Origin of the sequence: Kitasatospora sp. NPDC088779 (assembly GCF_040685395.1) — a bacterium.
GTDB lineage: Bacteria > Actinomycetota > Actinomycetes > Streptomycetales > Streptomycetaceae > Kitasatospora.
On sequence record NZ_JBFBHW010000022.1, the window covers coordinates 56,789 to 70,164 of the forward strand.

The 13,376-nt window shown below is 73.4% G+C and carries 10 protein-coding genes; 3 read left to right on the forward strand and 7 right to left on the reverse strand.

What is annotated here, in order from left to right:
• Positions 1-56 precede the first annotated feature (56 nt).
• Complete coding sequence (locus AB0P03_RS21945; RefSeq protein WP_363630333.1) at positions 57-1,634, reverse strand: DUF4192 domain-containing protein; 1,578 nt, start codon at positions 1,632-1,634, stop codon at positions 57-59.
• A 228-nt stretch (positions 1,635-1,862) separates the two neighbouring features.
• Here AB0P03_RS21945 and AB0P03_RS21950 point away from each other — a divergent pair, with 228 nt between their 5' ends.
• Both AB0P03_RS21950 and AB0P03_RS21955 read left to right on the forward strand, forming a co-directional pair.
• Complete coding sequence (locus tag AB0P03_RS21950; protein ID WP_363630335.1) at positions 1,863-4,058, forward strand: RecQ family ATP-dependent DNA helicase; 2,196 nt, start codon at positions 1,863-1,865, stop codon at positions 4,056-4,058.
• A gap of 359 nt (positions 4,059-4,417) precedes the next feature.
• Entirely contained in the window at positions 4,418-5,116 is a 699-nt protein-coding gene (locus AB0P03_RS21955) for a hypothetical protein (RefSeq protein WP_363630337.1), read from the forward strand.
• A gap of 255 nt (positions 5,117-5,371) precedes the next feature.
• Here AB0P03_RS21955 and AB0P03_RS21960 read toward each other — a convergent pair whose 3' ends face one another.
• The 3 genes from AB0P03_RS21960 to AB0P03_RS21970 form a co-directional block, all read right to left on the reverse strand.
• A complete protein-coding gene (locus AB0P03_RS21960; protein WP_363584532.1) occupies positions 5,372-6,049 on the reverse strand; it encodes a hypothetical protein in 678 nt (225 codons plus the stop codon).
• A gap of 99 nt (positions 6,050-6,148) precedes the next feature.
• On the reverse strand, positions 6,149-6,847 hold the full coding sequence (locus tag AB0P03_RS21965; protein ID WP_363584534.1) for a ribonuclease HII: 699 nt from the start codon (positions 6,845-6,847) through the stop codon (positions 6,149-6,151).
• A gap of 125 nt (positions 6,848-6,972) precedes the next feature.
• Complete coding sequence (locus tag AB0P03_RS21970; RefSeq protein ID WP_363584536.1) at positions 6,973-7,524, reverse strand: TetR/AcrR family transcriptional regulator; 552 nt, start codon at positions 7,522-7,524, stop codon at positions 6,973-6,975.
• Between the two features lie 372 nt (positions 7,525-7,896).
• On the opposite strand from AB0P03_RS21970, the gene AB0P03_RS21975 reads away from it, so the two are divergent.
• Positions 7,897-9,438 carry an MFS transporter gene (locus AB0P03_RS21975; protein ID WP_363584627.1) on the forward strand — a complete coding sequence of 514 codons (1,542 nt, stop codon included), beginning with the start codon at positions 7,897-7,899 and terminating at the stop codon, positions 9,436-9,438.
• 142 nt (positions 9,439-9,580) lie between these two features.
• Here the strand turns inward: AB0P03_RS21975 and AB0P03_RS21980 are convergent, their stop codons facing one another.
• The 3 genes from AB0P03_RS21980 to AB0P03_RS21990 form a co-directional block, all read right to left on the reverse strand.
• Positions 9,581-11,092: a DUF4173 domain-containing protein gene (locus AB0P03_RS21980; protein WP_363630339.1), complete on the reverse strand. Its 1,512-nt coding sequence runs from the start codon at positions 11,090-11,092 to the stop codon at positions 9,581-9,583.
• Positions 11,093-11,388: 296 nt separating this feature from the next.
• On the reverse strand, positions 11,389-12,336 hold the full coding sequence (locus AB0P03_RS21985) for a carbohydrate ABC transporter permease (protein ID WP_350880131.1): 948 nt from the start codon (positions 12,334-12,336) through the stop codon (positions 11,389-11,391).
• Complete coding sequence (locus AB0P03_RS21990; protein ID WP_363630341.1) at positions 12,333-13,355, reverse strand: sugar ABC transporter permease; 1,023 nt, start codon at positions 13,353-13,355, stop codon at positions 12,333-12,335. Before AB0P03_RS21990 ends, AB0P03_RS21985 begins: the two co-directional genes overlap by 4 nt.
• Positions 13,356-13,376: the final 21 nt, after the last annotated feature.

The window sequence follows — 13,376 nt, forward strand, 5'->3', positions numbered from 1 at the left end:
CCCGCCCGGGCCGGGCGGCGAGGCTCCGGACGGCCCCTGACGGACGCCCGGCGAGGTCAGCGCGCATGGTGGGCTCCCCTCGCCGCCCGGCGGACGCCCCGGCACCGGTGGCGCCCGGCGGCCGACGGTGCGGCGGCGGCCCGGGACACCGCTGTCCGGCCGAGCCGCAGACCCCGGGCGGACCGCTGCCGGGGCACCGGAGCGCACCCGGGCACCGGTAGCAGGGCGAGCGGGCCCGGACTGTCCGGACGCGGAGCCGGCTCGGCGGGGCCGGCCGGGCCGACGGGGCCGTGCTCGGCCGCCGCCGCTGTGGCCTGAGCCGCCTTCGAGGCCTTCCGGCGGGCGGGCCGGCGGCGGCGTGAGGCCCCCGCCGGCCCGGGCAGCCCCGACGGCCCACCGCGGCCAGCCTGGTTACCACCCAGGCCCTCGGTGGGCGCCGGTCCCGGTTCGCCACCGGGCGCCGGCACGGGTCCACCCGCCTCGCGCCGCCGACGCTGCGCCTCGACCGCCGCGAGCAGCGCATCGGGCGTCATACCGTCGTTCAACGACTCGTACAGCAGCTCGGCCAGCAGGTAGGACGGGTCGAGCCGGAGGACGTGGCCCAGCACGACGCGGGCCGTCGCGGTGTCCCCCGCCACCCAGGAGGCCCAGGCCAACAGGGTGAGCGGGGCCACCGCACAGCCCTCGTAGGGCGACACGGCGCGCCGGGCGAGGAAGCGCCAGAGCCGCTCGGCGGGCGCGAGCTCGGCGGGCCGGGCGTACTCGACTCCGCGATCCCGGGTGAGGCGGTCCCGCAGGGCGACCAGCAGCCGGGCCGCCCGCTCCTCGTCGAGCTCCCGGGCCCCGGCTGCGAACTCGGCGAAGGCCTGGTCGAGCAGGTCGGCACCCTGCTCCTGGACGGACGCGCCCCCGGAGCCCCCAGCGCCGTCAGCGCCGTTGGCGGCCTCAGCGGCCTCGGCCCGGGCGAGCGCCGCGCGCTGGGCGTCCGCCCCCGGCGGGCCGATCGGAGCCAGCCCGCCGATGATCGCCTTCCGGCTGCCACGCGGCGCGAGGCCGGCGAACGCCGCGGCGGCGGCCGCCGGGCCCGGGCCGGGGGCACGGCGGATCGGGTTGCCCGCCGGATCGCAGCACCCGGCGCGGCGACAGAGGAAGGACCACCAGCGGCCGTCCGAGACGCAGAGCGACTCTTTGACGGCCACCCCCCTGCGCCCGAAGGCCGCGCGGAGGTCGCCCGCCAGCGGCCGCAGGCCGTCCACCACCGGAGGGGCGTGCGCCGTGGTCCGATCCTGGCAGAGGTAGAGGAGCACTTGGACCGGCCGCTCGCCGTGCCTCTCGGAGAGGGCGACCAGCAGGGCGGCCGTCTCCTCCGCCGCAGCCGGCCACTGCTCGGGCGACTCCGGGACGTCCGCCCGGATCACTCCGCCCTGGTGCAGGTCGGGGCCCTGGAGGCCGACCGCGACGATGCTGTCGTCGGGGTAGAACCCCAGGAGGTAGGGCAGCAGCTCGGCCATGTCGGCCGGGCCGCGCATGGTGACCGGCCGGTGGCCGGAGGACGGGCCGAGGGTCAGGGTGACGCGCTCGTTGTTCATGACGCTCCCGTTGTTCATGACGCTCCGGTTGTTCGCGGCGTTCATGACCGGAAGCGTGACGCAATCCGAGAGACACACCGGATTTTTCTCTTTTCCTGTGGATAACCCCGCCCTCGTTTTCCGCTTCCCTCATTCGGAGCACACCGCGCCCACTCCCCCGGGTGATTAGTCGGCGGCCGTTCAGCTGAGGAGCTGATGAAATACATCCGGCCTCCACCTCTCCGCAGCCCCGGCATTCGCCCCATGTCAGCGGCTCGGGGTTACATGGACGCCATGCAGCAGTCCGAGAACCACACCACCGCCACCGCCGACCGCGCCGAGGTCCGGGCGCGGGCCGAGGCCGTCCTGCGCGAGCTCGCCGGGCCCGGTGCCGCCCTGCGCGAGGACCAGTGGACGGCCATCGAGGCCCTCGTGGTCGACCACCGCCGCGCCCTGGTCGTGCAGCGCACCGGCTGGGGGAAGTCCGCGGTCTACTTCATCTCCACCGCCCTGCTCCGGGCCCGGGGCGCCGGGCCGACGGTGATCGTCTCCCCGCTGCTCGCCCTGATGCGCAACCAGGTCGAGTCGGCGGCCCGGGCCGGCATCCACGCCCGGACCATCAACTCGGCCAACACCGACGAGTGGGACGAGATCCAGGCCGAGGTCTCCGCCGGGAAGGTCGACGTCCTGCTGGTCAGCCCCGAGCGGCTGAACAACCCCGACTTCCGCGACCAGGTGCTGCCCAAGCTCGCCGCCTCCACCGGCCTGCTCGTGGTCGACGAGGCCCACTGCATCTCGGACTGGGGCCACGACTTCCGCCCCGACTACCGCCGGCTGCGCACGATGCTCGCCGAGCTCCCGCCCGGCGTCCCGGTGCTGGCCACCACCGCCACCGCCAACGCCCGGGTCACCGCGGACGTCGCCGAGCAGCTCGGCACCGGCAGCACCGACGAGCACGCCCTGGTGCTGCGCGGACCCCTCGACCGGGAGAGCCTCACCCTGGGCGTGCTGCCCCTGCCCGACCCGGCGCACCGGCTGGCCTGGCTCGCCGACCACCTCGACCGGCTGCCGGGCTCGGGCATCGTCTACACCCTGACGGTGGCCGCCACCGAGGAGGTGACGGCCTTCCTCCGCGAGCGGGGCTTCCCGGTGGCCTCATACTCCGGCCGCACCGAGGACGCCGAGCGCCGCACCGCCGAGGCCGACCTGCTGGCCAACCGGGTCAAGGCGCTGGTCGCCACCTCCGCGCTGGGCATGGGCTTCGACAAGCCCGACCTGGGCTTCGTGGTGCACCTGGGCTCGCCCAGCTCGCCGATCGCCTACTACCAGCAGGTCGGCCGGGCCGGGCGCGGCGTCGACCGGGCCGAGGTGCTGCTGCTGCCCGGGCGCGAGGACGAGGCGATCTGGCGCTACTTCGCCTCGCTGGCCTTCCCGCCGGAGGAACAGGTGCGCCGCACCATCGACGCACTGGCCGAGGCCGGCCGCCCGCTGTCCACCGCCGCGCTGGAGCCCCGGGTGGACCTGCGCCGCACCCGGCTGGAGACCATGCTCAAGGTGCTCGACGTGGACGGCGCCGTCCGCCGGGTCAAGGGCGGCTGGACGGCCACCGGGCAGAGCTGGGCGTACGACACCGCCCGGTACGCCAAGGTCGCGGCCTCCCGCGAGGCCGAACAGCGGGCGATGCGCGAGTACGCGGCGACCACCGGCTGCCGGATGGAGTTCCTGCGCCGCCAGCTGGACGACGAGCAGGCCCGTCCGTGCGGCCGGTGCGACAACTGCGCGGGGCCGCTGCACACCACCGAGGTCTCCGCCGAGGCGCTGGACGCGGCCCGGGCCGCCCTCGGCCGCCCGGGCATCAGCTTCGAGCCTCGCCGGCTCTGGCCCACCGGGATGGACTCCCTCGGCGTGCCCCTCAAGGGCCGGATCCCGGCGGGCGAGCAGGCCGAGAACGGGCGGGCGCTCGGCCGGCTGTCCGACATCGGCTGGGGCAACCGGCTGCGCACCCTGCTGGCCGACCAGGCCCCGGACGTACCGGTCCCCGGAGAGGCCGTGGACGCCCTGGTCGCGGTGCTCGCCGACTGGGCCCGCGGCCCCGGCGGCTGGGCCGGGCCCGCGACGGCGGACGGCGCCCGGTTGGAGCGGCCGGTCGGCGTGGTGGTCATGGCCTCCTCGACCCGCCCCCAGCTGGTGGGCAGCCTCGGTGCGCGGATCGCCGAGATCGGCCGGCTGCCGCTGCTCGGCCGGATCGAGTACGCCGACGGTCGGCCCCCGCACGGCGCGCGCAGCAACAGCGCCCAGCGACTGCACTCGCTGGCCGGCGCGCTGACGCTGCCGCCGGAGGTGGCGCAGGCGGTGGCCGAGGCCGGCGGGCCGGTACTGCTGGTGGACGACCTCGTCGACTCGGGCTGGACGGTCACCGTGGCCGCCAGGCTGCTGCGCCGTGCCGGGGCGAGCGCGGTGTTGCCCCTGGTGCTGGCCGTGCAGGGGTGACCGGGCGGCAGCGGGCCGCCACTCCACCCATCACTCGAATGGCCTAACGAAGGGAGAAGGCAGCCCACTCGCGAACACGCGGGACGCCGGAGCGGGGAAAGGAGTGGTCACCGTGCCGATAGCGGTTCACCGGACCCCGCACACGGTCTGGATCAAGGTCCAACCCCGCCCGAACGACGCTCGGAACACGGTGGAACATATCCGGCGGAACGTGGGCTTTCGGGTGGCGTTCATCGTTTCATCGTTGCCGCTCCACCCCGGATACCGCGAGAATTGGCGCGTACCCGAAACCCTGTCCGCTGGACCCGGCCTTCGGCGTACCCACGTACCCGCGTGCCAGTGGGTCAGGAAGGAGGATCGTGATCAACGGTATCGGCCGAGGTCAGCATCCCCTCGCCCGGAGTTCGGCGCCCAGACGGCTGCTGGACCTGGAGACCTGGACCGCCTCGGGGATCCCGTTGCTGCGCGACCCGCGCGAGTTCGTGGTGGAACTGCACCAGCGCCACCTGCCCCAGCCGGGCACGGTCGTGATCGCCGTCCTCAACGCGCTGCACCACGTGTCCGCCTCGGCCTCGTTCACGCCCTGGCCACACGACACCGACGGCTGGCAGCACCGCAACGCCGTGCTCACGCACCTGCGCCAGATCACCCCGCACGACCTGCGGCTGGCCGAACCGACCCGCACGGCCGTGCTGTTGCGCTGCCGCGAGGGCGCACCCGGCTGGACCGAACAGGACGGCGCCTGGATGTGGGCGCTGCGGGACGCGGCCGTCCTGCACGGCCTGCGCTGCGGCTCGTACATCGGGCTCACCCCGGCGGGCTGGCACGTCCTCGGGGACGGCCGGAGCGGACGCGATCCGCACGCGGGCTCGTGGGCGGACGGGGTGGTGCACACCGTCACGGAGCTGCCGCCGCGCTCGGCGCTGGACGCCCCGCGCGGCCAGCGTGCCCGGCACCAGGCGGCCGAACGGGCCCAGCACACCCGGCAGTCCGAGCACCCGTGGCCCCCGGCGCGGGTCGCCGCCGTCCAGCCAGCCCGGCGCACCGGCACCTGCTGACCCCACTGGTCCCGCCGACACCCACGGGCCGCGGCCACGGGCGACGCCACGATCGCAGACGATGCCACGGCCGGAGCCGACCCCAAGGCCCGACAGCCGACACCAGGACCAGGCACGGGCGCGAGACCAGGCACGGGCGCGAGACCAGCCACGGGTCGGCCCGCGCCCCGGACCGTACGCCCTCGCCGCCACCGGGGCACGACGGACCCGGGCCCGGCACCGTACGGCGCCGGGCCCGGGGTGGCTCCGTCGTGGTCAGGCGCCGATCGAACGGCCGGGCGCGGTTCCGGCCGCCCCGGTGGCGACCGGGCCGGCGTCACCGCAGACCACGAGCAGCGCGGTCGTGTGGCCGAGCGCCTTGGCGTGGGCCTCGGCGGCCCGGACGGCCGTCCCGCCGTTGACCACCAGGACGACCACCTCCCGGTGCACCGGGCGGGTCAGCGCGACGTCCGCGTAGAACACGTCGCCGCCCTCGGCGAGCTGCGCCCAGTAGCGCTCCTCACCGAAGGAGAGTTCGTGCTGCTGCCACGGGTGCGCCTCGCCGACCGTCAGCACCAGGATGTCGCCCGGGTCGCGGCCGGCGTCCAGCAGTCGGTCGACCGCGGCGTCCGCGCGTTCCAGCGCCCGCGCCGGGGTGGCGGCGACGCGCTGGATCTCGACCTGCGGTTCGGCGCCGCCCGAACGGCGCTGCGCCGGCGAGGGCTTGGGGATCAGTCGTGGCGAACCGGAACGGTCGGCGCGCGGGGGTGCCGGGCGCGGCGGTGCCGGACGGGGGCCGGGCACCGGAACGGCGGCGACGGTGGTGGGTGCGGTGGAAGAAGCGCCGCCGTTGGCAGGCGCGCGGAGGGCTTGTGCGTCCGACTCGCGGGGGAAGGGAACGCCGGGGCCCGGGAGGCTCTCGTGAATCTCCGACTCCTCGGGGAAGACAGGCATACCCGGATATCTATCAAATGCCGCTCGAACACGCACGCGCACCCCACCCATTGGGCACCGCACACCCACCGCCCCACCCAGGCAATTCCAGACGGACCGTCAGAAACCGAGCGTCAACTGTTCGTCGGCGGAGCCTTCGACCGCACCCGCGACGTCCCGGACGCGCTTCAGGTGCCGCCACTTCGGCAGCGCGTCCAGGTATGCCCAGGAGAGCCGGTGATGCCCGGTGGGGCCGAACTCCTCCAGCGCGGCGCGGTGCACCGGGGACGGGTAGCCGGCGTTGTCCGCGAAGCCGTATTCCGGGCATTCCTCGCCGAGTTCGGCCATCAGCCCGTCGCGGTGGACCTTGGCGAGCACCGAGGCGGCGGAGACGCAGATGCAGGACTGGTCACCCTTGATCACCGTGCGCACCCGCCAGGGGCCGCCCAGGTAGTCGTGCTTGCCGTCCAGGATCACCGCGTCGGGCTCGACCGGCAGCGCCTCCAACGCGCGGACGGCGGCCAGCCGCAGCGCCGCCGTCATGCCGAGTTCGTCGCACTCCTGCGGCGAGGCATGGCCGAGCGCGTAGGCGGTGACCCAGTCGGCGAGGACCGGGGCGAGCGCACGGCGGCGCAGTTCGGTGAGCAGCTTGGAGTCGGTCAGCCCCTCCGGAGCCTTGCGCAGGCCGGTGACGGCCGCGCCCACGGTGACCGGGCCGGCCCAGGCGCCGCGCCCGACCTCGTCCAGGCCGACGACGATCTTGGCGCCGGCCCGGCGGAGCGAGCGCTCGACGGAGTGCGTCGGCGGGACGATGGGCAATGCGAGTTCCGTTCGGCGGAGGGGCAGCCCGTTCAGCTGGGCAGCATCCAGCCTAAGCCCCGCCGCTCAGCCGCCCGGGCCGGCTGCCGACAGCCCCGCCCGCGGAGCCGCAGCAGCGGCCGCACTCAGGCGCGGATCAGCGGGTACAGCACCTCGTCCAGCAGCCGGGCCCCGAAGTCCGGCCCCGTGTTCTCCCGGCCGCAGATCTTCACCTGGTAGAGCAGCATCGCCGGGACGACGTCCGCGACCAGCGCGGTGGCCGCGCCGGGCCGGACGTCGCCGCGGTCGGCGCCGCGGCGCAGGATCGCCAGGATGGTCTCCTTGGTCGGCTCGATCACCCGCTGGCCGATGAAGTCCTTGAACACCTCGGCCCGTTCATGGTCGATCTCGCCCATCAGCGTCTGGATCGCGGCGCCCGTCGGGGAGTTCATCGCGCCCATGAACACCTCGATGAGCTGCCGCAATTCGAGATCCGCGGACCCGAGGTCGGGGGTGTCGTAGGGGCGTGGGAGAGTGGCGTCCAGGGCGTCGATGACCAGTTCGTCCTTGGACGCCCAGCGCCGGTAGAGCGCGGCCTTCCCGGTCCGCGCCGCGCCGGCGACGCCTTCCATCGTCAGCCGCGCGTATCCGCCGGAGGTGAGCTGGTCGATCGTGGCCTCGAAGATCGCGTTCTCCAACTCCTTCCCCCGGCGCCGCACCGGCCGCGTGAGGGCCTCGCGGGCGACCCGCATCGGGCAGTGAGCCGCCGGCTCGGGCATCGCCCCCGGTCGCGCCGCGGGTGACGGGGGCGCGTCCGCCGCCGCAAGCGGTCGGGCGCCCGCCCGACCGGTCGCCCGGTCCGCCGTCAGACGCCGCACCAACCGATCCATCGCCACCATCCTTAGGGAACGCTTGCGTTCACAATCAGGCCCAGGATATCGTCCACATTAGTGAACGATCCCGTTCCTTCCTAGCCCGCGCCAGACCGTGGGCTCACGCCGGACCAGTCGGTCCGCAGCGTACGAAGCACGCAGCCAGGCACATAGCCAGCAGGGGGCACAATCGTGGCTATCTCCGACACGATCAGCAAGAACTCACCACCACAGAGCAGTCGGGGCCGGGGCAAGGGCATCACCCTGACCGTCATCGCGGCCACGCAGTTGATGGTGGTGCTCGACGCCACCATCGTGAACATCGCGTTGCCGCAGATCAGGGACGCACTGAACTTCTCGACCACCAACCTGTCGTGGGTCATCAACGCCTACACGCTGACCTTCGGCGGGCTGCTGCTGCTCGGCGGGCGCGCGGGCGACATCCTCGGCCGCCGCCGGGTGTTCATCTTCGGGACCCTGCTGTTCGGCTTCGCCTCCCTGCTGGGCGGATTCGCCCAGGACGGCGGGATGCTGCTGGCCGCCCGCGCGCTCCAGGGCATCGGCGGCGCGATCTGCTCACCGACGGCATTCGCCCTGATCGCCACCAACTTCGAGGAAGGGCCGGAACGCAACAAGGCGTTCGGCGTCTTCTCGGCGGTGGCCGGATCCGGTGCCGCGATCGGCCTGCTGGCCGGCGGTCTGCTCACCGAGTACCTGGACTGGCGCTGGGTCTTCTTCGTCAACGTGCCGATCGCCGCGCTGATCGCGCTCGCCGCACCGCGCTACATCGCCGAGTCCGAGCGCCACGCGGGCCGCTTCGACCTGCCGGGCGCACTCACCTCGACGCTCGGCCTGGTCGGCCTGGTCTACGGGTTCATCCGGGCCGCCTCGGACGGCTGGTCGGACAGCATCACGCTCGGTTCCTTCGCGGGCGGTGTGCTGCTGCTCGCCGCGTTCGTCGTGATCGAGAACCGCACCGACCAGCCGATCACCCCGCTGCACCTGCTCGCCAACCGCAACCGCACCGGCGGCCTGGTGATGATGCTCTGCCTGGCCGCGGCCATGTTCGGCATCTTCTTCTACATCACGCTCTTCGTGCAGGGCCCGCTCGGCTACAGCCCGCTGAAGGCCGGCGTGTCCTTCCTCCCGATCAGCGTGTCGATCATCATCGCCGCGCAGCTCGCCTCCAGCCTCCAGGCCAAGTACGGCCCGAAGCCGTTCATGGCGGGCGGCGCCCTGCTGGTCACCGTCGGCCTCACCTGGCTGACCCAGATGAGCAAGGACAGCGGCTACCTGGACGGGGTGCTCGGCCCCACGGTCATCTTCGGCTTCGGCATGGGCCTGATCTTCGTCCCGGTGATGCTGCTCGCGGTCGCGGGCGTCCCCGGCCAGGAGACCGGTGCCGCATCCGGCCTGCTGAACTCCATGCAGCAGATCGGCGGTTCGCTCGGCCTGTCGATCCTGACCACGGTCTTCGCGCACTACGCCACCGCCGAGGGCAAGCTCCAGCAGCCGAAGTTCCTCCAGTCGGCCACTCCGGACCAGCTGGCCTACCTCCAGCAGCACCACGAGTTCCCGAAGGGCACCGACGCCGCCAACTCGGTCCTCACCCAGGGGATTTCGCACGGCTTCATCGTGGGCGCCGTACTCGCCGGGCTGGCGCTGGTGGTCTCGGTCTTCGTGATCAAGGCCAAGGCCAGCGACCTGCCGAGCGGGGCCTCCGGCGTCGCGATGCACTGAGCCCGACCAGGCCGCACCGCACCACACCGGGCCGACCGGGAGCAGCACGCTCCCGGCCGGCCCGGCCGCGTTTCCCGGCCGCGTTTCCCGGCCGCACACCAGCCCCGCCCCAAACGCACGCCCCCCGAGACAGGCGCAGGCGTCAGGGCCAGAGGTCCTGGTACCTCATCCCGGCCCGCTCGCAGGAGGTGCGCCCCTCCTCCAGCTGGTCCACCAGCGGCCGTTGCGCCAGGATCTCCCGGGCCCGGGCGGCGGAGGCGCTGGTCGCGTACCAGGGCTGTCCGGGGTGGTTCTCCAGCCCGGCGCGGATCAACTGCAACGCGCAGGTCCGCTGGGCGGCGGGGAGCCGGTCCAGGGCGGGGGCGGCGTCCGGCGAGAGGTCGCGGACGTTGCGCAGGTCGATCCGGGAGGTCCGCTCGAAGCGGGCGACGTTCTGCTCGGCGATGATCGCGTCCGGGCCCATCAGCCCGTACACCGCCGCCGTGAGCATGCCGCTGAGGACGACGACGCGGGGCAGCCAGCCCGCCGAGCGGGTCAGCCCGGCGGTGATCAGCAGCAGCAGGACGGCGCCGAGCCAGCCCTCGACCACCAGCACCCAGAGCCGCAGCCTGGTCAGTCCGGAGGCGTCGACGTAGAACCACATCCGGCCGAGCGCCGAGGCGACCACGACCAGGGCGAGCACGCAGAGCGCGCCGAGCAGGATCCGCGCCACCCGGCGGTCGGCGGGCGTGCTGCGCGGGGCCCAGCGCTTGGCGACCGCCACCACGACCAGGGTGAGCGCGGTGATCACGCTCAGCTGCCAGAAGCCCTGCCGGGCGTACTCGGAGCGGCTCATCCCGGTGTTGCGCAGGACGGCGTCGGCGCCACCGAGCACCACCAGGGCCTGGATCACCGCGAAGGCGCCGAACATCAGGTTGAGCGCGACCAGCGGCAGCGCCCACTCCAGCCGGCGGCGGGCCCGGCCCGGCCGGACGACCGTACGGTCCCAGCGGCGGGGCCCGGCCGCGATGTGGGCGAAGCCCAGGGCGGTGAACGCCCCCAGTGCGAACAGCACCGCGCGCAGCGGGAGCCCGCCGAGGTCGAGGCTGGGGCTGAGGCTGCCCAGCAGGTCCGCCATGGCGGCGTCCGCACCGGCGAACAGCAGGCCGAAGACGGTCAGCAGGACGGCGGCGACCGCGAGCGCCTTGAGCACCGGGACGATCCGGCCCCGGTGGGGCAGGCTCCGGCCGCGCAGCCCGTCCCTCAGCCAGAGCGCGCCGGGCGGCAGCTGCCAGAGGACGGCGGGCAGGGGGAGCAGGACGCCCGCCCAGCGGCGGCCGCCGTGCAGCGCGAGCGAGGCCAGGCCGAGCGCGCACCCGATGGACAGCGTCACCGGCCAGCCCGCCTCCCAGAGCGCCGGGACGGCGAGCAGGGCGACGGCGAGCAGGCTCCACACCACCGTCCAGGGCCGGATCCGGCGGCCCGCCGACCGGGCGGCGAGACCGGCCGCGGCAGCGGTGGCCCCGGCGCAGATCAGCAGGTTGACGCCCACCCCGTCGAACAGCAGCCAGGCCGTCAGCAGGCCGGTGAGCAGCGCCAGGAGGAGGACCCGGGGCGTGGCGGCCGCCCTGCGCTCGGGGTCGCTCGGACGCAGCCACCCGTGGTGCGGCGGCACGGTTACGCCGGACCCCCAATGGGGGCTGGGCGGCGTCGCGGGTCCGGGCTCGGGTGGCAGGTCGGCCGGGGCGGGCGTGGACGGGCCGGACATGAGTCCCCCTCGGTGGTCGGCGGGCATGCGGAAGCCGCCCTTGGGGCAGTCCGCCGTCGGGCGCGCTCGGCGCCGCGGCTGCAGCCGACTGTAGACCATTCTGAACAGGTTCAAAACTCAGTTCTGAACAAGTTCAGAACTCTTGGCCCGCCTTCCCGCCACCGCTCCCGCAGCCCTCCCGCGGCCCCTCCACCACCCCTCGGTTACCCCTTCACCGACCCCGCCAGCAAGCCCCGGACGAAGTACCGCTGCAAGCTAAAGAAGACGATCAGCGGGACGATGATCGACAGGAACGCCCCGGCCGTCAGCAGCTCCCACCGCCCGCCGAAGGACCCGGACAGCTGCGCCAGCCGGACCGTCATCGGCGCCACCTCCGGCGTGCCGCCCGCGAAGGTCAGCGCGACCAGCAGGTCGTTCCAGACCCACAGGAACTGGAAGATCGCGAACGAGGCCAGCGCCGGGGTGCACAGCGGCAGCACGATCGAACGGAAGATCTTGAAGTGCGAGGCCCCGTCCACCACCGCCGCCTCCATCAGGTCCCGCGGCAGCTGGGCGATGAAGTTGTGCAGCAGGAACACCGCCAGCGGCAGCGCGAACATGGTGTGCGCCAGCCACACCGGCGCGTAGCTGCCCTTCAGGTCCACCGCCGGGATCAACGTCAGCGAACCCAGGTGCGCGCCGCCGGAGAAGAGCCGCAGCAGCGGGATCAGCGCCATCTGGATCGGCACCACCTGGAGCGCGAACACCCCGAAGAACACCGTGTCGCTCCCCCGGAACCGCACCCAGGCCAGCCCGTACGCCGCCATCGCCGCCAGCACCAGCGGGAACAGGGTGGCCGGGACGCTGATCGCCAGCGAGTTCACCAGGAACGGCATCAGCCCGGTGGAGACGCCGGAGCCGCCCTCGAACAGCACCGTGTGGTAGTTGCCCAGGCCCAGGTCCGGGTGGAGGAAGGCGTTCCACCAGCCGTTCGCCGTCACGTCCTGCTTGGGGCGCAGCGAGGTCACCAGCAGGCCCACCGTCGGGATCGTCCACAGGACGGTCACCGCGATCACGAAGACCGAGGCCAGCGGGCTGCTGAAGGCCTTCCGGACCGGGCTGCCGTGCGGCGCGCTCATCGCACGGGCCGGCCTGTCGTGCGGTGCGCTCATCGGACCCCACGCTCCTTCCGCAGCTGGACGATGTTGTAGGCCACCAACGGCAGCACGGCGAGGAAGAGGATCACCGCGAGGGCACTGCCCCGCCCGGTGTCGAACTGCACGAAGGACTGCGAGTACATCTCGTTGGCCAGCACCTGGGTGCCGAAGTTGCCGCCGGTCATGGTGCGGACGATGTCGAAGGCCTTCAGCGTGATGATCATGATGGTGGTCAGCACCACCACCACCGTGGTGCGGATCATCGGCACCGTGACGTACCAGAACAGCCGCACCCCCTGCGCGCCGTCCAGCCGGGCCGCCTCGGTGACCTCGTCGGGGATCGCCTTGATCGCCGCCGACAGCACCACCAGCGCGAAGCCCGTCTGCACCCAGACCATCACCGCCATCAGCAGGAAGGTGTTCAGCGGCTGCGAGAGCATCCAGTTCGGCGGGTCGTCCCAGCCCACCGCGATGGCGAGTTGGCTCAGCAGGCCGATCTGCGACTGGCCCGGTCCGCGCGACTCGTAGACGAACTTGAAGATGATCGAGGCGCCGACCAGCGAGATCGCCATCGGCATGAAGATCAGCGACTTGTACACCGCCTGGCCGCGCATCCGGTCCACCAGCAGCGCCAGCACCAGGCCCAGGCCGGTCGCCGCCAACGGCGCGACCACCAGCCAGAGCAGCGTGTTGACCAGCACCTTCTGCACCGAGTCGGTGGTGAACGCCCAGCCGAAGTTCTCGCCGCCGACGAACCCGCTGCCGTCGGCGTTCTGCAGGCTCAGATAGACCGTGCGGATCAGCGGCACGACCAGTCCCACCAGCAGCAGCACCGCGGCCGGGCCGAGGAACACCACCACCGACAGCGGGCGGGAGAGTCGGCCCCGGGCCCGGCCCGCGGCGAAGAAGACCAGCAGCAGGATGCCGAGGAAGCCCGCGACGGCGCCGAGGCTGTTGCCGAACTTGACCGCCGCGTCACCCCAGGAGCCGGTGGCGAGCGCGGTGGCCGGTGAAGGGGTTCCAGGTACGGACATGACGGTGCGTCCCTCCTGTTC